The following is a 20,161-nucleotide window of genomic DNA, read 5'->3' as shown; positions in this document are numbered from 1 at the left end:
ATCATGCTCAAGCAGACAAGACAGCTCGCCTGCTTGAGCGACTTATGTATGCCTGTCAAAATTTCCGCTTTCCAATATATTTTGCTAAATCATATAACGTGGAACGCGCTTTGTTCTTCGGTAATGTTTCTAATACACGAAATGCTTTTTCCAAATAAAGGTCGCTAACAGCGTACGATTTTTCAATCGCTCCCGTCTGCTTAATCAACGAAATAATCTCCTTCATTTCATCAGCTGATGTATGCGGGGTCACTTGTATAATTTTTTCTTTTGCCCTGTGATCTTCCATGGCAAAAAGAACCGGTAACGTAATGTTTCCTTGCAGCAAATCGCTGCCTGCTGGCTTGCCAAGCTGCTCTTCCGTACCGATAAAATCGAGAATATCGTCTGTAATTTGAAACGACATCCCGACGTAGTAACCAAATAAATAAAGTCGCTCAGAGATATCGTTGGCAGCATTGGCCGCTATCGCTCCAAGTTGACAGCTGACGGCAATCAATAGCGCGGTTTTGCGCTTAATGCGCCGTAAATAACAGCGAAGATTTTGATCAAAGCGGTATTTGTCCTTGATTTGTTCAATTTCTCCGCGACACACTTCGACAATTGTATGCGCCAAAATACGATGAGCAAGCGGATTTTCAAGGTGCGCCATCAGCTCAAGGGAACGGGCAAACATATAGTCCCCTGTATACATGGCAAAGCGATTGCTCCATTTTGCTTTAATCGTCTCCCGGCCGCGACGCAGCTGAGCATCGTCGATCACATCATCGTGAACAAGAGAAGCCATATGAATAAGCTCTAATGCGACAGCCACGTATTTCATTCGATGAATATCGTAGTCACCAAACTTTCCTGAAAGCAATACAAAAACAGGACGGATTCGTTTTCCTCCGGCTTGTAGCAAATGAAGGGCCGCTTCGCTAAGCAACGAATAGTCCGACTGAATCGCCGTCTCTAATTCCTGTTCAACGGCATGCAAATCTGTATTCAAAAACGAATACATCGCTTTTAACTTCATGATGTTCACCTTAATCTTTATCAACATTTTTGACACTCACACGAGGCAAGCCCCGTGAATTCTTGCTTCATCGTCGAAGGCGCCCCTTCCACTCCACAAGCGTTACTTCCCGTTCGCCCAACCGGTACAAAACATCATCTTTCAAGTCATTTTTTATAACCTAAGTGCATCGCCGCTACACCAAACGTATACGGTTTCACCTCAATGTCAACGAAACCGGCATCTCGAAACATTTGTGCTAATTCATCCATTCCCGGAAAATCGCGTGCTGATTCTTGTAGCCATGAATATTCTTCATAACTTTTCGCAAATATTTTTCCAAAAAGAGGCATGATAAAACGAAAATAAAAATAATATAATTGGCGAAAACCGATTAAGGTTGGCTGCGATGTTTCAAGGCAAACGACTTTCCCCCCCGGTTTAGTGACGCGATACATTTCCTTTAACACGGTCATATAATCAGGGACATTGCGCAACCCAAACCCAATGGTTACATAATCAAACGTATTGTCCGAAAACGGCAATTTCATCGCGTTACCGTGGATGAGCTTCACATTTTGCAAATGGCGCGCTTTTACTTTTTCTTCTCCCACTTGCAGCATATTTTGGCTAAAATCAAGCCCATATACTTCACCGGCAGGACCTACCGCCTCGGCAAGTGCAATCGTCCAATCGGCCGTACCACAGCAAACGTCAAGCGCTTTCGCCCCTTTTCGTACATTCATTCGTTTCATCGTATCTTCGCGCCATTTGAGATGGCGTCGAAAACTAATCACCGAATTCATCTGATCATAATTTTTATAAATTTTCTCAAATACATGATGAACTCGTTCTTCCTTCGATTGCTGCATACCTTTTACCCTTCTTCCACCGTCTTTTTCGCGATGACCGAAAAGTTGCCAATAAGTTCGGAAATGCGCGTTTGCAATAAATCGTTCAAATCGAGTTTCATATTCAATAGCTCTTTCTTGCAATGATCAATGTAACGATTACAAATATGAAGTAAATAATGTTTTTGTTCTTTCGTCATTATTTTCGTTTTTTGAAATAAAATAGTTGCCATCTGTTCAAAAATGGTCGAAGAGCCTAAGTTCATGAATTTCTCCTTTTCATTATGCAAACGTTTTAACAGCAAATAATAATACGCAAACTTCGACCATAGCGGCGATGAACAATGTTCACTGAGTTTACAAATAAGGGAGGATTCGATCACTCCAACGCTATGAAAAAGCGTTTCGATTCGTTCAATATCCCTTTGATATAAGCGGAGTTTATGTTCATTAATTTCCTTAATCGCTTCTGCAAAAAGGCGAATAATGGGAATTTGGTTCAGTTTCGCTAAATAATCGTAATATAAACCGCTATATAAATCCCCTGCAAGAACAACTAATTGCCTCGTTTTCAACTCATCGTTTTCGCAACAAGGAAGAGAATTCGTCACTTCGTCATGGGTATCAAGGGCGATTTGTACAAGCATCATCGGAATGATATAATGCTCGACTTCTTCAGACGAGATGCGTGCATCTTCTAATATAGATAATGACAGTAAAATCCGATCTTCATCAACTTGTCTTGTTGAGATATGTTGTAACAAGTATGGATGATGAAGAAAACGCTCAATTTGTTCTTTTAACATCACCATTTTTTTCATGATGGTTTTCAATATCAATCACCCTTGTCCCCAGAAATTCGTATCAAAACATAGCGTTTTTAATTATAACATAATTTTTTATGAAACGCTCTAGTTTCATAGAAAATATCGCCCATTACTTTTTCCCTTCGGACTGAATTTCGCCGTGGTTCGTTTGAATGAGCGCTTTGCCTCGTACTTTAATCGCTGATGTATGTTCTGTAAATTGAGCAATCAGCACTTCACCTTTATCGAGTTTTTCTGAATGATGGAAGCGAGTGTCTGCCCCCCTTGTCAAACCAATCACATTGACCCCATCTTCTAATGCTTTAATGACGATATAATCGCTGTTTGGATACATAGACGCCCTCCCTTCTATTTTTCCACAAAATGAAAGAATTCATAACTAAAAGATGATTTTAGCCTTTTTTAATAAGCGAAACCACTTCCGCACGGGCAGCATCGTTTGTTTCAAATGTCCCTCTCACAGCCGTCGTGACCGTTTTCGCTCCCGGCTTTTTCACTCCTCGCATTGTCATACACATATGCTCGGCTTCCACTACCACCATAACACCGTGTGGTTCTAATGTTTCCATAATTGCATCTGCAACCGTCGCTGTAATGCGTTCTTGCAACTGCGGTCTCCGAGCTACCGCCTCGACAGCGCGCGCCAGCTTGCTTAATCCTGTCACTTTTCCACCGCGTGGGATATAAGCGACATGAGCAACCCCGAAGAACGGAACTAAGTGATGTTCACACATAGAGAAAAACGGAATATCTTTTACAAGAACTAATTCTTCATGATCTTCGCTAAACACTGTTTGAAGATGTTCCTTCGGATCTTCGACTAATCCAGCAAATACTTCCGCATACATTTTCGCAACACGTTTTGGTGTATCTCTAAGTCCTTCTCGATTCGGATCTTCGCCAATCGCTTCCAAAATTAAACGAACCGCATGTTCAATTTGCTCATAATTTACGTTTAACATCAACCAACATCCTCCTGCAAGATAAATGCTACATGTACCCCGATTCTAGCATAGATGATGAAAAAAAAGCAAAAAAGAAGGGCAGCGCAATAGCTTACCCTTCCTTGAAAGCTCTTGAAAAGCTTGTTCCTCGTTTATGTAAAACTTACTTTACAGCATCTTTAAGAGCTTTACCTGGTTTAAATGCAGGAACTTTGCTCGCAGGGATTTCCATTTCTTCCCCTGTTTGCGGATTGCGTCCTTTGCGCGCTGCGCGTTCACGCACCTCGAAGTTCCCAAAACCGATTAATTGAACTTTATCGCCATTTTTTAAAGCTTCTGTAATAGACTCAAATACAGCATCAACTGCTTTTGTTGCGTCTTTTTTAGAAAGACCGCTTGTTTCTGCAACCGCATTGATTAACTCTGTCTTGTTCATGCCATTCACCTCCTCCCAAGGAATGTATAAAAAAATCATTGCTTATTCCATTTCTTCACACTTTCTCGCATTTCTATACATATAAGCTGGTGACATGCCTAATATTAAATGATTTATCGTCATAATTCAACATATTTTCAGCACATGAATGCAATTTAGGCACATTTCACCAAAGAAACTAACTTTTTCTGATAAAAGATTATCACATGTCCTATGTGTTATCAAGACAAAAATCCTTGTTTTTCTAGGCTTTCATTTATTTTTTGTAAAAAAACATCCCTGAACACTTTTTTGTCGAGGTTTACACATAAAAAAGACCCCAAAACTGGAGTCTATCGTTTACAGTATAATAGCAATCAATCCACCGGAACCTTCGTTAATGATTCGCTCTAGCGTTTCTTTCAATTTGTAACGAGCGTTTTCCGGCATTAATGCGAGTTTGGCTTGGATGCCTTCGCGAACAATCGAGCTGAGCGAACGCCCAAAAATATCGGAATTCCAAATAGATAGCGGGTCATCTTCAAAGTCTTGCATTAAATAGCGGACAAGTTCTTCACTTTGCTTTTCGGTACCGATAATCGGTGCAAATTCCGATTCGACATCAACTTTAATCATATGGATGGACGGAGCCACCGCTTTTAAGCGCACCCCGAAGCGCGACCCTTGACGAATAATTTCCGGCTCATCTAAGCTCATGTCGGAAAGGGCCGGAGCAGCAATGCCGTAACCAGTTTGTTTCACCATTTTTAACGCATCAGCAATTTGATCATATTCCGCTTTCGCATGCGCAAAATCTTGCATCAATTGAAGCAAGTGATCTTTCCCCCGAATTTCGACGCCGACGACTTCTTTTAAAATTTGATCGTACAAATCATCCGGAGCATATAAATCAATTTCCGCTATCCCCTGCCCCATTTCAATGCCGGCAAGGCTTGCTTTATCAATAAAATCGTACTCGCCAAACTGCTGAACAACACGGTCAACATCGCGCAACCGCTTAATATCTTTCACCGTATCGCGTACAGCCTCTTGGTAGCTTTCACGAAGCCAGTGATCTTCACGGAGCACCATTACCCAACTTGGTAAGTTCACATTCACTTCTAAAACTGGAAATTCATATAATGCTTCACGGAGCACATTATATACATCGGCATCACGCATGCTCTCTACGCTCATCGCCAACACTGGAATATCGTACTTTTCGATTAACTGTTGGCGAAGTGATTCCGTGTCTGGATGATGCGGACGAACAGTGTTAATAACCATAATAAATGGTTTTCCTACCTCTTTAAGTTCATTAATGACGCGCTCTTCTGCGTCTACATAGTCTTGGCGCGGAATTTCTCCAATCGTGCCGTCCGTTGTGATGACGACGCCAATCGTGGAATGCTCTTGAATCACTTTTCTTGTGCCAATTTCCGCTGCTTCATGGAATGGAATTGGTTCTTCGTACCAAGGTGTATGAATCATTCGCGGGCCGTTTTCGTCCTCGTACCCTTTCGCCCCTGGAACAGCATAGCCAACACAATCAACTAAGCGAATGTTGACTTCTAATCCTTCATCGACTTTTACTTTCACGGCTTGGTTTGGCACAAATTTCGGTTCTGTTGTCATAATCGTTTTTCCTGCCGCACTTTGCGGCAATTCATCCTGCGCGCGCGCTTTATCCGCTTCGTTTCCAATATTAGGAATAACAACGAGTTCCATAAACTTTTTTATGAAAGTCGATTTACCGGTTCGCACGGCACCGACTACTCCTAAATAAATATCGCCCCCCGTGCGTTCGGCGATTTCTTTGAAGATATCCACTTTTTCCAAATGACTCCCCTCCAGTCTTTGAGTCGTTATGTTCGATAGACCTGTTTGCTAGTACTCTAGGACACTATATGAATATGATGTTGTCCTATTCATTTATGACTAAAATATATAAAAAAAATCCCTTCTCTAGAATGTATTCGCTAGAGAAGGGTTCATGACTTATTTCGTTAAAAAAATAGGCTCGTTTTTTTGCGGATCAATTGTATATGGAAGGGAGTAGGCAGGAACAAATAAAGAATCTTTTACTAATATATCGCGAATATCATCTCCAGGTTTGTAAGAATGTTTTGTTTTTTTCAATGCTTCGTATAAATCAATACGATAGTCAACATAAATTTCACCATTATAATCAATAATCAGCGGTAAATTATTTCCAGAAAAAGGACTAACAACATACGGTGGTTCTTTATAACCTAATTTTTTATAGTCTAATGTAAAAATCCCTTTTGCTAGCATGTCTTTAAATGGAGGGTACCCATGAGAATCTTGATACATTTTTAAGCGCAGTTTTACATCGCGAATTTGCTCCGCCATACGTAAATCAAGGAGCTTGACCGTCGGGTGCTTCTCCACATCAACAAGGACATATTGAAAGACACCGCCGCTTTCAAACGCATTCCCCGGTGGCTCTTGCATATAACGTGGAACGAGACGATGAAAATCAATCGGGTACTTTTGATAAATCTGCGTTTTCATATCGCGCGTCTGAATCGGCAACAATCCTCCTGTCGCCTCACGGTACTGATCCACTGCTGATTGTACTGCGGCAACTTGATCTGCATATGGAATTTGATTTTGTTTTAATCGTTCTTCTGGGTATAAGCACCCCGAGAGCAGGAACATCATACATATAGAAATGATCAGTCGAAAAATGAGTTTCATATCGATCCATCCTTTGGCTGCATGTCCATTATTCTTGAACCGGCCCGCTAAATACAACAAAAATAATAATGATACCCGCTAAAATCATGAGTATATAAGCGATTAACGCCAATATAAATTTAACGATTTTATTTTTTATTTTATACCGGCTCAAATAAATCGAAAATACAGAAATAAACATAAAAGCCATTGACGTAAGTGCAATCCACATTTTTATTAATCCCGGTGACACGTGTGTTTCCCCCTTTTTCGACAATTATTATAACAATAAGCGGCTCTATTTTCACTATCCTAGCCTAGACTCACACACAAAAAAACTGAAGTAAAGCGGGGCTACTTTACTTCAGTCAGACAATGATACCCTTTGTCCGGAAGCTCAGGTCTATAATTGTTCGTAGTATTGTATGCGCCGCATAAATACCTTGCATCATCGAATGCCTATTTTTGTCACTTTTCTTGCTCCGATTTGTCCAAAATGTTCACTAAGTCTTCCATCTCATGTGTTTTTACACGTGACATGAGAGAATCGACAGCGTCTTTTGGATTTTTTTCATTAAACAATACATCGTAAAGCACTTCCGTAATCGGCATTTTCACACCGAGCTTTTTCGCCAGCTGATAGGCGGCTTTTGTCGTTCGAACACCTTCCACTACCATTCCCATACTATCAAGCACTTCATCAAGTTTTTTCCCTTTTCCTAACAAATGTCCTGCCCGCCAATTTCGTGAGTGAACGCTCGTACATGTCACAATTAAATCGCCAATCCCTGTAAGCCCAGAGAATGTAAGTGGATTTGCCCCAAGCGTGCTTCCTAATCGAGCAATTTCTGCCAATCCCCTTGTAATGAGAGCGGCTTTCGCATTATCTCCATACCCTAACCCATCGGTAATTCCAGCGGCCAAGGCGATAATATTTTTGAGCGCCCCACCGATTTCTACACCGATTAAATCCGGGTTCGTATAAACACGAAAATATTGATGATTCATGAACAAATCTTGAATACGTTCTGCTGCCTTCATATTTTTTGAGGATACCGTCACTGTCGTCGGATGACGTAAACTGACTTCCTCCGCATGGCTCGGTCCTGATAATACAACAACATCTTGCAACAGCGAGCCCATTTCTTCTTCAATAATTTCAGAAATGCGCTTATGTGTATCCGGCTCGATTCCTTTGCTGACCGTCACAATCGTAATCGGTTCTTTCAGACATTGACGCACGTTTCCTAACACTTCGCGAATCGCCTTCGTTGGAACCGCTAATACAACCGTTCGCACGTTTTCTAATGCTTGACAAAGATCGGCATATCCAACAATCAGTTCAGGAAGCTCGATGCCCGGCAAATATTTTTCATTCGTTCGCTTCGTATTAATTTCCTTAATTTGTTCAGGTCGATGTCCCCAAAGGCGAACAGCATGTCCATTATCAGCAAGCACCATCGAGAGCGCCGTTCCCCAGCTTCCTGCTCCTAACACCGCAACTTGCTCCACCGTCTCTCACTTCCTTAGTTTATTTTCTCGGTCTAGCAATCAGTTTGATTGGCGTACCTTCAAAACCGAATGCATCGCGAATACGATTTTCTAAAAAGCGCTCGTATGAAAAATGCATCAGCTCTGGATCGTTCACGAAGACAACAAATGTTGGTGGTTTTACAGCTACTTGCGTCACATAATAAATTTTCAACCGCTGCCCGTTATGCGTCGGCGTTGGATTCATCGCGATTGCGTCCATAATGACTTCATTCAATACGTTCGTCTGCACGCGCATCGCATGATTTTCGCTCACAGTTTGAATGAGTGGCAGCAGCTTATGTAGTCGCTGCTTCGTTTTCGCTGAGACGAATAAAATTGGCGCATAATCAAGAAATTGAAAGTGGTCGCGGATTTTCCGCTCAAATTCAATCAATGTTTTATCGTCTTTTTCAACCGCATCCCATTTATTAACCACAATAATCACACCGCGTCCTGCTTCGTGAGCGTACCCAGCAATTTTTTTATCTTGCTCGATAATTCCTTCCTCCGCGTTCAACACAACAAGAACAACATCGGAACGTTCAATAGCTTTCAACGCGCGCAATACACTATACTTTTCGGTGTTTTCATAGATTTTTCCTCTTTTTCGCATTCCCGCGGTATCAATAATAACGTATTCTTGTCCTTCCCGTGTAAACGTCGTATCGACTGCATCCCGTGTCGTTCCAGCAATATCGCTTACAATGACCCTTTCCTCTCCTAAAATGGCATTTACAAGCGATGATTTACCGACATTCGGGCGGCCGATTAAACAAAATTTAATGACATCTTCTTCATAGTCGTTTGGCTCTCGTTTTGGAAAATGGCGAACAACTGCATCCAATAAATCGCCAAGTCCCGTGCCATGCGCGCCAGAAATCGGATATGGCTCACCAAACCCAAGCACATAAAAATCATAAATCAAATCGCGCATATCTGGATTATCAATTTTATTCACAGCCAATACAACCGGCTTGTTAGAGCGATGTAACATTTTTGCGACTTCTTCATCCGCCGCCGTTACTCCATCGCGTCCATTCGTCATAAAAATAATGACATCTGCTTCATCAATTGCAACTTCCGCCTGTTGGCGTATTTGCACTAAAAGTGGCTCATCGCCAATATCAATTCCGCCTGTATCAATAATGTGAAATTTGTGATTTAACCATTCTCCGCTACTATAAATTCGGTCGCGAGTGACTCCAGGTACATCTTCCACAATCGAAATGCGCTCACCAGCAATTCGATTAAAAATCGTTGATTTGCCGACATTTGGACGACCAACAATAGCTACGACTGGATTGGTCATATTATCACCCTTTCTCTTCATATCGCGACTGTAAGAAAAGCGGAAGCGCCATGGCCAGCTCCCGAAGTCAAATGTTCTTCATGCACAAGACAGTTTGTCACTTCGAAAGCGTGAAGGTTTTGAAACAAGAGAGCTAGGCGCTTACGCTAGACAGTGTTTGAAAATGTATACTTTCTTGTCCTCAAAAAAGAACCCTTCAAAAGAAGGGTACAGCTGTTTTATTGTATCAAAAACAACAGCGTACAACAATAGAAACAGGCCAATGCTTCACAATAATTAACTGCTCATGGGTAATACCGTTAAGAATCTCTTCTAAATGCGCCGCCACTTGTTTCATTTCTTCTTTTGTTTCGCATATAAAAATAGAATACCGCCAGCGATTTTTTCCTGTTCGTTGTCATGGCCGCCACAATGACTTTTTCATGCGTCATCATAACCTTCTCCCTTTCTTATTCGCTTCTGATCTTGTCAGCATGCGAATCGCACTTTCTATGTCTTGGAACATTTCCAATGATCACCTGCGCCCTTTCCATGTCTTTTTCTTATGTCAAAATAAAAATACCGACACGTCTACCATCGTACACACCGGGCGCTGTCAAAATATCGTGCGATATCGCTTGCCGTTGTCCTAGGTTGGCGATTGTTGACTGCGCATTAAAGTTTCGACTTTAAAATCTCCTATTCCATACCATAAAAACTCCTTATGTCATGTCGTGCCGATAACCCAATATTCATAATATAAATGTTATCAACATGCGATCCCGCCTCTTCAAAATGCGGCTCCACATATTCAATATCAACAATATCCTTTAAACGGCTGCCAGACATACATTTTCGCACCATAAATGGTCCGATGATGCTTACGACAATCGCCGCCAAATATTCATCGAAAATAATTAAATAAATTCGCCCCTCAAACAATATTGCAATTCGATATATGCTTTCCCACGCGGAACGAGCTCATATTGATCAATCGCTCTATATTATACGCATCACGAATTTGTGAAGCAGCAAGCACTAAAAGCAAGCTCTTTGCCCATAATCGCCGGAACAGCAATTATTCCTAATCCAGCCGAAACGACTCCTCACACAATATTGAATAATTCGTACGTGTAAATGCGCAGGATATTGACAATAATCCGTTTTTAACAAATACACTCCGATCAATGCACTAGATAATATATTCTCATGTTTGCTTCGTCCCTTTTGCCGGCTTTTTCAAATCCACGTGCAACGGTAGCTGTTCTAACAATGTCCAACCTAGCAAACAGAAGCAGCACACGGAGATGGTATCAAAAAATGAAAAAGACCCAATGATATACGGAAACGAAAACGATTTTAAAACAAAAGCATATAACACATCACCTTGACAACTGCCAATGATAAGACATAAAAACCGTGCAACCATATCTCGATAAAACATGAAAGAGATGATCAATAATATGATGGCCATCATCCATGTGGGATTCGTCCATATCCATATCGGGTCACATAACGCAAGCAAGCGGAAGGAAGTATACGCGAACGTAATGGTAATCGTTGCAAGAAACATATACGCTAAATTCCAAACTGCTTGCCTTGCTGCTAATAAATAATAAGCACTTACTAGAAGAAACAAAAATGAAAGTGTTACCCGAAACGAACCAATATTCATGCCAAAACGAGATAATGCCATTGTCATTAGTGTAGCCGCAGCTAACTTTGTCCGTCGCTCCGTTTTTTTCATAAAAAAAGTTGCGATTATCCATATCATCCAAAAAAATATATAAAAATAAATCCCTTTCACTTTTTCTACCTCCTACTATCTCCATTATTTCATTTTTTATGAAAGTTAATCCGCGTATAAGAAAAACAAAAAACAGTTATAGTAAAAATGAGAAAAAAGAAAGGAGCGTTATAAAATGGGTAAAGACCGCCAAGAAAAAAAACTTAAACAATCGCATCGTGTGGAATCTGATCGCGACCAATCCCTCACATACAAAGGAGCAGGAAGACTCGAAGATCCCGAAGCGGCAAGAGAACGAAATAAACACTAAGAAAAATTGGGAAGCAGAAGCTAGACGATCAAGAAAAGCAAAAGCGACTTGCTTGCCCCCGACACGCGCTGGAAGACTCAAGAAGATAACATCAAAAAAGCTGACTCAATGATCACCAATCGAGTCAGCTTCCAAAGCAGTGAAAACGTCGAGCATCAAACGCACCTCATGAACATAAACCTTTTTTAAATTATTGAAATTTGTCAATGTATTTGATGTCCCCCCCTTTAATCGCAGTAAGAAAGCGGACGTAAATCAACTCCATTATCCATCTTGTTCTGTACTTCTATGTTTCATCCATCATCCCATTGACAAAGAACCTGTTTTGAATGATATAGTTTCTATTTTATTAAGACAAAAAATCCACGAGACAGAATAGGAAAACTTTCCTTTATTTTTCAAGCATTCGCCCCAGAGGTTTATAAATGTATTCAATCATCTGCGTCGGACCTGGAAGATCGGGGTTCAATATTAACATAATCGCAAGAATTGTTCCAAGACTTAGCAGCACAATAAAAACAACTTTTTCTTTTTTTTGTGTTCGATTTATTCGCGGCCACTCGTATAGAAAGATGAGCGCAACCAGAACAAGAGTACCTAGTATAACCCCCGCTTTCATTACTGTTTCACCTCTTGTTCAGGCAATCCTTGCGGAGCGGTGTTTACTCCCGGTCTGCGGACGTACGCCTTAGTCTCTACGATCACTTCAACGGTCGGGAAGATTTGCTCCCAACGATTTTTTACCTGATTCCATTCTCTTGGATATTTTCGGTGGAAAATGTCTGCAAAGTCAAAAATATCGGCTTTCATCTCTTTTTGTACTGTCTTCAATGCGGCTCTAATGCGTTTATTTGTCTCATTTTCCAATTCTTTTTCGATCATTTTCGTATACTTAGGGTTTAGCAAGTCCAATTTCGTTCCGTTTAATATAATATCGTCTTCCGCGGTCACTTTCACAATCATCTTCCATTTACCTTTCTCATATTTGGGAATGAATTCTGTATGCGCTCTTATCAGCGTAGCTGTGATATTTCCCTTTTCTCCTTTAAGCGTAACTGTGACATTCGCTCGTTTGATCTCATTTCTGAGCCAAAGTACACCTCGAGTCAACTTATCATCAATATCCCCGATCATTTTATCCTTCTTAAAAATGGCGGTACGTTGAATAAACGCAATAGTTTGTAGATCTTTTTTCCCTTTTTCCGGCGGCAAGATCTTCACCATAGGAAGAGCCGCTACATCGGCATCGCTGCTTAGCATTTGCATAGCTTCTTTTATCGTTACTCGCAATAAAAGTTGCGATTCTGACAATTCCCGCAGCACTTCTGCTGAGCTTTGTTCAATCGGAGGGAGCAATTCGAGCACACTTTTGGCAGTTCCTTTACTTACTAATACATTGGAACGAAGGCGAATTTGCGGATTGCGGCTCAAAAAGTCTAGATGCTGGCGAATCCCTGCTTTTGCTGCTTTCTCTCCAAACACGACCACCTTGGTGTGTCCCCAGAAGACACGGCGAGAAAGCTTTTCTTGCAGGTTCGAGATCGCATCAGCCACGGTGGTACCCGTTCCCGATCTTACTACCGTTTGACCGCTGACACCGCTGCCGCCACCTCCTCCCATCATCTGACCGCCTCCACCGACTGCTTGCGGGACGATTAGTTCCGCTGTAAGCATGATTTTCCCATCTTTTTTTTGATCAATTCCTAACCCTACAATTAGCGCTAAATCGTTTACTTCCGTTCGGTCCCAGCAGCCGCTTAGCAAAATAAGATGAACGGAAACGAAAAGAATTTTTGCTGCTTTTTGTACGATGCTCATTCTTATTGATCTCCTTTTTACCCCTTGTTTCGTTGCTATCCTTATCCTTGTTGTGTTAACTTTTGGTTATTGGTTTTTCTGCGCCATTTTGCGATGAATAGCAGAATAAGAGGAATTCCTGTTTGGATCGAAATTCGGTAAAACGGAGAAGAGCTTCCTAGAAAATGGATCAATTCGATTAAATTCGGCGCCGACCAGACGGCAAATAACAGCAGTAAAAATCCTATGGGAAAAGTGATCGGGCGATAATCTGACAAATTCAGCCATTGAGCTGTTCCTAACACTAAAGCGTAATAAAAGACGGCAATCTTCACAAAAACCCCTGCTACCCAAAGGGCCATTACGATGGCTTCAATGTGTTCTAGAAAATCCGCGATGCTAACGTAACGGACAGCGCTAAACGCGGGATAGAGAAAACGGGATGTGATCCCTCCTAGGACGAAAAGGACTGCAATGTTGATGAGAGATAAAGTCAACATGACGGCGGTGACCGAAATCATGCCCCATTTCTTTCCTTTATTGCGATCGTCAACGTAAGGAAGCAGAAAAGCGATGAGGAGGAATTCAGTAAACCAACCTTGCGGGATGATCGCCCCCATGAGCGAAGGCATTATTCCCTTTTCCATGATTGGAAACATATTCTCTACTTTCATATCCGGGATCAACAGGATAATATTGGCCAATATCAGGATAATCACAACAGGTACAATCACTTCCGCAAGCCGGCCTATCACTTCCACACCGCTACGAACGGCAAAGGAGCATACGAGAATCATACTTCCCATTACAACGACTAATGGGGTATGACTAAGAAAGTTACCTACAACAAATTCGCCATACTCTCGGATAATAATTCCATTTGCATGCAAATAGAAAAATAAAAAGATAAATCCAACCGCTTTCCCTAGAAACTTGCCGAGAATATCCTCACTGTACTCAATGAGGGTTTTTTGCGGATAGAGATGATGTAACTGAACAGCAATGTAAACTGTCAGAAAGCCAATGAGAGAAGCCCAGAAGGGAGAAAGCCACATATCCTGCTTCGCATATCGGGCAGTGATGGCAGGGACTAAGAGAATGGCTGTTGCGGTGATAGTAGGATACATCATTATTCCCATTTGCATGGCAGATATTTTTCCTTTCTCAATCATCATCATGATCCTCCTTTTCCTTTACTCGTCTTGTCATTTCCGTAATCAGGATCTGGTTTCTGATCCGAACCTTGCCGTTGGATGTTATCTGTTCTCGTTAAACGGGGACGCGTATTTAACTTCCACCAAGGTGCGCGTATCAACACGTCTTTCATTTCTCTCACTTGCATTGGAGCCATAGGAGATAAATAGGGAACGCCGAAAGAACGAAGCGTCGCCATATGAGTAAGAATCATGAGCAGCCCGAGCATAATCCCGAGAAGCCCTAACGTCCCTGCCAATAAGATCATGGGAAAGCGCAGCATCCTTAATGCTATTCCGGTCGTATAGCGGGGAATGGTAAAAGAGGCAATTCCTGTTAATGCAACCACCATGATCAGTGGAGAAGAAGCAAGCCCTGCTTGGACCGCAGCTTGTCCAATCACCAGAGCACCAACGATACTAACAGCAGCACCCGCTTGTTTAGGAAGCCTCAATCCCGCTTCACGTAAGGCCTCAAATACCACTTCCATAAGTAACGCTTCAACCAGTGCCGGAAACGGAATCATCTCCCGAGAAGCAGCTATGCTAATCAAAAGCGTAGTAGGAATCATTTCCTGATGAAAGGTCAGGATCGCCACATACAATGACGGCAGCAAAAGCGATATCAAGAGAAATATATAACGCAGCCAGCGGATTACCGTGCTGATTAAAAATCGTTGGTAGTAATCTTCACTTGATTGCAGTAAGGAATAAAAAGAAACCGGTACAATCAAAGCGAAAGGAGTGCCATCTTGAAGAATCGCCACTCGTCCTTCAAGCAGACTCGCCACTACAATATCAGGACGTTCGGTATCCAATACTTGAGGAAACGGGGAATAAGGATTGTCCTCGATGAACTCTTCAATATAGCTCGTTTCCAAAATTCCGTCTACCTTGATACGGTTAAGCCGGCTCTCTACTTCTCGGATCAATGCTTGATCGACAATTCCTTCAATATAAGAGATGACCACTTCGGTCTGGGTATACTCCCCTATTTTCATTGATTTCATTTTTAGCTGTGGGCTTCTTATTTTTCTGCGCAATAAAGAAAGGTTAGTCCCTAATGATTCGGTGAATCCCTCCCGAGGTCCTCTTATCACGGATTCCCCCGTTGGTTCTTCGATGGAACGTTTTTCCCAATTTGACAAACCTAATGCGAATCCTTCGCTTTGTTGGTCGATAAGCAAAACCGGGTTTCCGTCAGAGATATGTTCAATGCATGCTGTAATCGTCTGTACCTTCTCTACCTTCGAAACGGTCAATTTTTGTTCTAGTATATGATAGACAGGAATTAGCTGGTCGGTATTCTCATTCTCCTTGGCATTATTTTCTTTCATCAAAGGGATGAGTACGCTCGCATCGATTTCTTCGATGTTAGCTAAACCGTCGATATAGATAAGGGCAGCTTTTGTTTTCCCGCCAATTTTAAATGGGCGAAAAACGACATCCATACAATTTTGATAGATGCTTTGCAGTTCTTGTAGATTTTGATCTAAATCGGTAGAAAGAAAGTCCTGCTGTTGATGATTTTGGTTCTGTTGTTTTTGCTCTTGTTGGTTCTTAGCTATTTGTTTTTTTCTTGCTTTCTTAAAAAAAAAACATACAATTCCCTTCTTTCTATCGGTAGACGTTCTGTTCTCAACCTCTATTTTTCCCTTTTTAAAATGAGATAATCATTTTTCTGATAATAAAAGTTATATAAGCATATAAAAAAGTGGAGGGTTTCTCATTTCTGAGAAAACAGATAGAAAAGGTCTATGCCCATTTCATTAAAAACCCCTTCATCCCGTGAATTTTAGTCATCGAGATGAAGGGGTGAATTTATCGACAACTATATACTTTCGTGTCAAATCCTCTTTCCGTTAACCAATGATGCGTGTCACCGCGAATAACAAGTGGAACGCGCCGCAATTCCTCAATCGTTTTCGCCCCAAGTGCGCTCATAATCAATGATAAATCGGTATGCAGCGCATGAATTTCCTCCACTAATGATTCGGCTCCTTCTTCTATCAATAATTTTAAAAACGAACCAGCAACGCCAACAGCCGCTGCTCCTAAAGCAATCGCTTTAGCGGCATCAAAAGCGGTGCGTACACCGCCGCTGCCAATGACAGAAAGATGGGGAACCGTTTGGGAAACTTCGACAATGGACGCAGCTGTCGAAATCCCCCATTCGTTAAAATACGATAATATAGCGGAACGTCTTTGATTTTCAATGCGGGCAAAATTCGTTCCGCCAAATCCACCAACATCGACGATCATAACACCTACATCCGCTAGCTGTACAGCTGTTTCTTTACTCATGCCAAAGCCAACTTCCTTGACAATGACAGGAACGTCGACATGTCTTACGATTTGTTCAATCCGTCTTAACGCTCCTGTAAAATCGCGATCCCCTTCTGGCATGATAAGTTCTTGAACGACATTTAAATGAATTTGTAAGCCGTTCGCTTCAATCATATCGACCACACGCTTGGCATCCTCAACCGTTGCTTCACTTCCAATATTAGCAAAAATCACTCCATTCGGATTTACTTGTCGCACAATTTCAAAAGAAGGGCGTTCGTTTGCATCCTTGAGCGCCGCCATTTGTGAACCGACCGCCATAGCAATACGACATTCTTTCGCCGCTTCCGCTAGCCCTTTGTTAATTTCCAACGTTGCTCGTCCGCCCCCGCCGGTCATCGCATTGATAAAAAGAGGCGAACTTAACGTAAGTTCGCCTAAGGTTGTACGTAAGTCAATATCATTTGTACGCAGATTAGGCAGGCTTTGATGCACAAAAACGATGTCGTCGAATCCATGCTTCCCTACTGAACCAGTAGAAAGCGCGTGCGCGATATGTTCGATTTTTCGTCTCGCCCTGCTCATTACGTTACCACCATTATTTTAATTTTTTTAACTGTTCACCGATCACTTCGCCTAACTGGAATCCTTTTGACTCGTTAGATGGCTTTGTGTACTGGCTATAATCTTCCTCAGCAGCCACTTCTTCAGTTAACTCGCGAATGCTGAGGGAAATGCGGTGCTCCGCCTCGTTGACTTCGAGCACTTTCGCTTTTACTTCTTCTCCTTCTTTTAACGCTTCGTGTGGAGTGCCGATACGCTTATTTGAAATTTGCGAAATATGCACTAATCCTTCCACACCCGGGAAAATCTCAACGAACGCTCCAAATGGAACTAATCGTTTTACTTTACCTGTTACCACATCGCCAGGAGCGATTTTTTCACCAATACCTTCCCACGGACCCGGCAATGCATCCTTAATTGATAAGGAGATGCGGCCATGTTCTTCATCAACAGAAAGCACTTTGACTTTTACTTTCTCACCCTCTTGAACTACATCGGATGGATGAGCGACACGCGTATGGGAAAGTTGAGAAATATGTACAAGCCCGTCAAATCCACCAATGTCGACGAATACGCCAAAATCCGCGATGCGCCGCACAGTCCCTTCAAGCACTTGGCCCGGTTCTAAGCGACGAAATGCTTGTTTTCTCTGTTCCTCTTGCTCTTGTTCAATAACAGCACGATGCGATAAAATAACGCGATTTTTCTCACGATCCAATTCCACGACTTTGACAGCAAGCGGACGATCTTTATAATCGGAAAAGTCTTCAACAAAATGAGGCTCGACGAGTGAAGCTGGAATAAATCCACGTATCCCTACATCAGCGACAAGCCCACCTTTGACGATGTCTTTGACGACGACATCGAACGTTTCACCGCTAGCAAATTTTCTTTCTAACTCTTCCCAAGCACGATCAGCATCTACGGCTTTTTTCGATAAGATTAACAGCCCTTCTTCTTCGTTCGTGCCTTCCTCTACTTTTTTTACTTTAGCGGTAATTTCGTCACCTACAGAAACGGCATCGCTCGTTTTCTCGATATGAAGGCTCGATAATTCGCTAATCGGAATAATACCGCTTTGCTTGCTTCCCTCAATATCGACAAGCACTTGCTTGTCTTCTAATTTGACGACTTTTCCCTGAACGATGTCACCTACCTTATAAACCTTCACTTCTAAATTCATGTCCTCTACCATTCTTAACCCTCCTTAGTCGACTGACGGTCCATGCAGCTTTACCAAACATCCGTAAAGTTGGAACATGTTCCCTACTTAACTATATCATGTCCAAACAAAAAAACGTTATGATTTTCCCGAAGGACCGCTTTTCTATTTATTATACCATATTTTCACAAAAGACATGTAAGCGAATGCTTACTGATATTGGTCCAAAAGCGCTTGAATATGGTCCATAATATAATCCGTTGCTTCCTCAGGGGAAGCTTTTTTCGCGCGAAGCGGCTCCATATGAATCGGAGCTCCGTAAACAACTTTCAATTTTTTAAACGGTCGATATGGTCCGATGATAGCACAAGGGACAACGGCTGCATTTGTCCGTAATGCAAAAAAGCCAACGCCGGATAGCCCCTTCTGCAATTTTCCGTCCTTGCTTCGCGTACCTTCCGGGAAAATCCCTAATACATGTCCTTGCTTTAAAACATCTAATCCGACTCGCAACGCTTGGCGATCGCTCATTCCTCGTTTGACTGGAAATGCGTGTAACGAAGAAATCAAGTTTTTCAATACCGGTACATGGAACAACTCCTCTTTTGCCATAAAATGAATCGGTCGAGGAGCCGTAATTCCAACAATCGGAGGGTCAAGGTTGCTAATATGGTTTGCACAAAGGAGCACTCCTCCCTCCTTTGGAAACTGTTCTATCCCAATCACTTCAACACGGTAAAGGGGCTTTAAAATCCCTTTTACTACTCCTTTGGCAAAGGAATAAAAATCCAATGTCACCCCGTCCTTTCATCTACAATTTCCATAATGCGATTAACGACATCGTCAACCGATAAAGAAGTTGTATCAATTTCAACAGCATCTTCCGCTTTTTTGAGCGGGGCTACCTTCCGTTCTGAATCAATTTTGTCGCGACGGGCTATTTCCTCTTTTAACGTTTCTAGATCGGATTCAAATCCCCTTGCAATATTTTCAGCATGACGGCGCTGTGCCCTTTCTTCTACAGATGCTTTTAAAAAAATCTTCACTTCTGCATGTGGAAGGACATGTGTACCGATATCGCGGCCATCCATCACTACCCCCCCATGCTGCGCTAAGGCGCGCTGGCGTGCAACCATTTCTTGGCGCACTAGCGGATGCTTAGCAACGATCGATACAGAATTCGTTACTTTCTCATTGCGAATAATGTTGGTCACATCTTCCCCATTGACAAACACAAGTTGTCCGCGCTCTGATGGCTTTAACTCAATATATGTATCTTTTAATAAAGCAATTAATGCCTTTTCATCGTCAAGGTCAATTCCTTCTTGCAAGGCACGATACGTCAGCGCTCGGTACATCGCTCCTGTATCAATATAAAGATAAGAAAGTCTTTCCGCCAAAATTTTAGCGACAGTGCTTTTTCCTGCCGCTGCTGGCCCATCAATCGCAATCGATATTCGTTTACTCATCATAAAACCACCCACAATTCGTTCAAATCTATTTTATCAAAGAAAAAAGCAGGAAATTCCTGCGTACTCCGATGATAT

The 20,161-nt window shown here is 42.0% G+C and carries 23 protein-coding genes and 1 pseudogene; 1 reads left to right on the top strand and 23 read right to left on the bottom strand.

Annotation, left to right across the window (positions count from 1 at the left end):
• Positions 1 to 55: 55 nt before the first annotated feature.
• The 15 genes and pseudogenes from hepT to HNR31_RS08735 all read right to left on the bottom strand — a co-directional run bounded on the left by hepT (position 56) and on the right by HNR31_RS08735 (position 11,362).
• Positions 56 to 1,018 carry a heptaprenyl diphosphate synthase component II gene (hepT, locus tag HNR31_RS08800; RefSeq protein WP_181556108.1) on the bottom strand — a complete coding sequence of 321 codons (963 nt, stop codon included), beginning with the start codon at positions 1,016 to 1,018 and terminating at the stop codon, positions 56 to 58.
• 146 nt (positions 1,019 to 1,164) lie between these two features.
• Positions 1,165 to 1,869, bottom strand: a complete 705-nt coding sequence (gene menG / locus HNR31_RS08795; protein WP_181555893.1) for a demethylmenaquinone methyltransferase — start codon at positions 1,867 to 1,869, stop codon at positions 1,165 to 1,167.
• Positions 1,870 to 1,874: 5 nt separating this feature from the next.
• On the bottom strand, positions 1,875 to 2,669 hold the full coding sequence (locus HNR31_RS08790; protein WP_181556107.1) for a heptaprenyl diphosphate synthase component 1: 795 nt from the start codon (positions 2,667 to 2,669) through the stop codon (positions 1,875 to 1,877).
• Positions 2,670 to 2,784: 115 nt separating this feature from the next.
• Positions 2,785 to 3,009 (bottom strand): trp RNA-binding attenuation protein MtrB, encoded by a 225-nt coding sequence (gene mtrB, locus HNR31_RS08785; protein WP_181555892.1) that lies wholly within the window; start codon positions 3,007 to 3,009, stop codon positions 2,785 to 2,787.
• Between the two features lie 58 nt (positions 3,010 to 3,067).
• Positions 3,068 to 3,637, bottom strand: coding sequence for a GTP cyclohydrolase I FolE (gene folE, locus HNR31_RS08780; protein WP_181555891.1), 570 nt, complete (start codon positions 3,635 to 3,637; stop codon positions 3,068 to 3,070).
• Between the two features lie 145 nt (positions 3,638 to 3,782).
• Positions 3,783 to 4,055 carry an HU family DNA-binding protein gene (locus tag HNR31_RS08775; protein WP_149917072.1) on the bottom strand — a complete coding sequence of 91 codons (273 nt, stop codon included), beginning with the start codon at positions 4,053 to 4,055 and terminating at the stop codon, positions 3,783 to 3,785.
• Between the two features lie 339 nt (positions 4,056 to 4,394).
• On the bottom strand, positions 4,395 to 5,873 hold the full coding sequence (gene spoIVA, locus HNR31_RS08770) for a stage IV sporulation protein A (RefSeq protein ID WP_181555890.1): 1,479 nt from the start codon (positions 5,871 to 5,873) through the stop codon (positions 4,395 to 4,397).
• Between the two features lie 159 nt (positions 5,874 to 6,032).
• Positions 6,033 to 6,755: a hypothetical protein gene (locus HNR31_RS08765; protein WP_181555889.1), complete on the bottom strand. Its 723-nt coding sequence runs from the start codon at positions 6,753 to 6,755 to the stop codon at positions 6,033 to 6,035.
• A 28-nt stretch (positions 6,756 to 6,783) separates the two neighbouring features.
• Entirely contained in the window at positions 6,784 to 6,987 is a 204-nt protein-coding gene (locus HNR31_RS08760; protein WP_181555888.1) for a DUF2768 domain-containing protein, read from the bottom strand.
• Between the two features lie 215 nt (positions 6,988 to 7,202).
• A complete protein-coding gene (locus HNR31_RS08755) occupies positions 7,203 to 8,246 on the bottom strand; it encodes an NAD(P)H-dependent glycerol-3-phosphate dehydrogenase (RefSeq protein ID WP_181555887.1) in 1,044 nt (347 codons plus the stop codon).
• 19 nt (positions 8,247 to 8,265) lie between these two features.
• Complete coding sequence (gene der, locus HNR31_RS08750) at positions 8,266 to 9,576, bottom strand: ribosome biogenesis GTPase Der (RefSeq protein WP_181555886.1); 1,311 nt, start codon at positions 9,574 to 9,576, stop codon at positions 8,266 to 8,268.
• Positions 9,577 to 9,802: 226 nt separating this feature from the next.
• Positions 9,803 to 9,913, bottom strand: coding sequence for a hypothetical protein (locus HNR31_RS19270; protein WP_374058298.1), 111 nt, complete (start codon positions 9,911 to 9,913; stop codon positions 9,803 to 9,805).
• Positions 9,876 to 10,007 (bottom strand): hypothetical protein, encoded by a 132-nt coding sequence (locus tag HNR31_RS18670; RefSeq protein WP_258561037.1) that lies wholly within the window; start codon positions 10,005 to 10,007, stop codon positions 9,876 to 9,878. Before HNR31_RS18670 ends, HNR31_RS19270 begins: the two co-directional genes overlap by 38 nt.
• Positions 10,007 to 10,758: pseudogene (locus HNR31_RS08740) on the bottom strand (YIEGIA domain-containing protein). Before HNR31_RS08740 ends, HNR31_RS18670 begins: the two are co-directional and overlap by 1 nt.
• A 4-nt stretch (positions 10,759 to 10,762) precedes the next feature.
• A complete protein-coding gene (locus tag HNR31_RS08735; RefSeq protein WP_181555885.1) occupies positions 10,763 to 11,362 on the bottom strand; it encodes a YphA family membrane protein in 600 nt (199 codons plus the stop codon).
• Positions 11,363 to 11,477: 115 nt separating this feature from the next.
• On the opposite strand from HNR31_RS08735, the gene HNR31_RS08730 reads away from it, so the two are divergent.
• Positions 11,478 to 11,612 carry a YpzI family protein gene (locus HNR31_RS08730; protein ID WP_181555884.1) on the top strand — a complete coding sequence of 45 codons (135 nt, stop codon included), beginning with the start codon at positions 11,478 to 11,480 and terminating at the stop codon, positions 11,610 to 11,612.
• Positions 11,613 to 12,003: 391 nt separating this feature from the next.
• Here the strand turns inward: HNR31_RS08730 and HNR31_RS08725 are convergent, their stop codons facing one another.
• The 8 genes from HNR31_RS08725 to cmk form a co-directional block, all read right to left on the bottom strand.
• A complete protein-coding gene (locus tag HNR31_RS08725; protein WP_181555883.1) occupies positions 12,004 to 12,231 on the bottom strand; it encodes a hypothetical protein in 228 nt (75 codons plus the stop codon).
• A complete protein-coding gene (locus HNR31_RS08720; protein ID WP_181555882.1) occupies positions 12,231 to 13,430 on the bottom strand; it encodes a Ger(x)C family spore germination protein in 1,200 nt (399 codons plus the stop codon). Before HNR31_RS08720 ends, HNR31_RS08725 begins: the two co-directional genes overlap by 1 nt.
• 41 nt (positions 13,431 to 13,471) lie before the next feature.
• Positions 13,472 to 14,581, bottom strand: coding sequence for a GerAB/ArcD/ProY family transporter (locus HNR31_RS08715; RefSeq protein ID WP_181556106.1), 1,110 nt, complete (start codon positions 14,579 to 14,581; stop codon positions 13,472 to 13,474).
• A gap of 2 nt (positions 14,582 to 14,583) precedes the next feature.
• Positions 14,584 to 16,209, bottom strand: a complete 1,626-nt coding sequence (locus HNR31_RS08710) for a spore germination protein (RefSeq protein ID WP_181556105.1) — start codon at positions 16,207 to 16,209, stop codon at positions 14,584 to 14,586.
• A 214-nt stretch (positions 16,210 to 16,423) separates the two neighbouring features.
• Positions 16,424 to 17,473: a type 2 isopentenyl-diphosphate Delta-isomerase gene (fni, locus tag HNR31_RS08705; RefSeq protein WP_181555881.1), complete on the bottom strand. Its 1,050-nt coding sequence runs from the start codon at positions 17,471 to 17,473 to the stop codon at positions 16,424 to 16,426.
• Positions 17,474 to 17,486: 13 nt separating this feature from the next.
• Positions 17,487 to 18,647 carry a 30S ribosomal protein S1 gene (rpsA, locus tag HNR31_RS08700; RefSeq protein ID WP_181555880.1) on the bottom strand — a complete coding sequence of 387 codons (1,161 nt, stop codon included), beginning with the start codon at positions 18,645 to 18,647 and terminating at the stop codon, positions 17,487 to 17,489.
• A 177-nt stretch (positions 18,648 to 18,824) separates the two neighbouring features.
• On the bottom strand, positions 18,825 to 19,412 hold the full coding sequence (locus HNR31_RS08695; RefSeq protein ID WP_181555879.1) for a lysophospholipid acyltransferase family protein: 588 nt from the start codon (positions 19,410 to 19,412) through the stop codon (positions 18,825 to 18,827).
• On the bottom strand, positions 19,409 to 20,083 hold the full coding sequence (gene cmk, locus HNR31_RS08690; RefSeq protein WP_181555878.1) for a (d)CMP kinase: 675 nt from the start codon (positions 20,081 to 20,083) through the stop codon (positions 19,409 to 19,411). Before cmk ends, HNR31_RS08695 begins: the two co-directional genes overlap by 4 nt.
• Between the last annotated feature and the right edge of the window lie 78 nt (positions 20,084 to 20,161).

The sequence above is a fragment of the Thermaerobacillus caldiproteolyticus genome, from assembly GCF_013761245.1.
Classification (GTDB): Bacteria; Bacillota; Bacilli; order Bacillales; family Anoxybacillaceae; genus Thermaerobacillus; species Thermaerobacillus caldiproteolyticus.
The sequence above is the reverse complement of the archived record's forward strand: the minus strand, read 5'-3'. Positions and strand labels throughout refer to the sequence as shown.

Bases quoted from the DNA above. Each gene is read 5' to 3' on its own strand.
- HNR31_RS08765 (WP_181555889.1), bottom strand. From the start codon at position 6,755: ATGAAACTCATTTTTCGACTGATCATTTCTATATGTATGATGTTCCTG.
- HNR31_RS08715 (WP_181556106.1), bottom strand. From the start codon at position 14,581: ATGATTGAGAAAGGAAAAATATCTGCCATGCAAATGGGAATAATGATG.
- rpsA (WP_181555880.1), bottom strand. From the start codon at position 18,647: ATGGTAGAGGACATGAATTTAGAAGTGAAGGTTTATAAGGTAGGTGAC.
- HNR31_RS08790 (WP_181556107.1), bottom strand. From the start codon at position 2,669: ATGAAAAAAATGGTGATGTTAAAAGAACAAATTGAGCGTTTTCTTCAT.
- cmk (WP_181555878.1), bottom strand. From the start codon at position 20,083: ATGAGTAAACGAATATCGATTGCGATTGATGGGCCAGCAGCGGCAGGA.
- HNR31_RS08775 (WP_149917072.1), bottom strand. From the start codon at position 4,055: ATGAACAAGACAGAGTTAATCAATGCGGTTGCAGAAACAAGCGGTCTT.
- folE (WP_181555891.1), bottom strand. From the start codon at position 3,637: ATGTTAAACGTAAATTATGAGCAAATTGAACATGCGGTTCGTTTAATT.
- der (WP_181555886.1), bottom strand. From the start codon at position 9,576: ATGACCAATCCAGTCGTAGCTATTGTTGGTCGTCCAAATGTCGGCAAA.
- HNR31_RS08730 (WP_181555884.1), top strand. From the start codon at position 11,478: ATGGGTAAAGACCGCCAAGAAAAAAAACTTAAACAATCGCATCGTGTG.
- hepT (WP_181556108.1), bottom strand. From the start codon at position 1,018: ATGAAGTTAAAAGCGATGTATTCGTTTTTGAATACAGATTTGCATGCC.
- HNR31_RS08720 (WP_181555882.1), bottom strand. From the start codon at position 13,430: ATGAGCATCGTACAAAAAGCAGCAAAAATTCTTTTCGTTTCCGTTCAT.
- fni (WP_181555881.1), bottom strand. From the start codon at position 17,473: ATGAGCAGGGCGAGACGAAAAATCGAACATATCGCGCACGCGCTTTCT.
- mtrB (WP_181555892.1), bottom strand. From the start codon at position 3,009: ATGTATCCAAACAGCGATTATATCGTCATTAAAGCATTAGAAGATGGG.
- HNR31_RS08725 (WP_181555883.1), bottom strand. From the start codon at position 12,231: ATGAAAGCGGGGGTTATACTAGGTACTCTTGTTCTGGTTGCGCTCATC.
- HNR31_RS18670 (WP_258561037.1), bottom strand. From the start codon at position 10,007: ATGACGCATGAAAAAGTCATTGTGGCGGCCATGACAACGAACAGGAAA.
- menG (WP_181555893.1), bottom strand. From the start codon at position 1,869: ATGCAGCAATCGAAGGAAGAACGAGTTCATCATGTATTTGAGAAAATT.
- HNR31_RS19270 (WP_374058298.1), bottom strand. From the start codon at position 9,913: ATGAAACAAGTGGCGGCGCATTTAGAAGAGATTCTTAACGGTATTACC.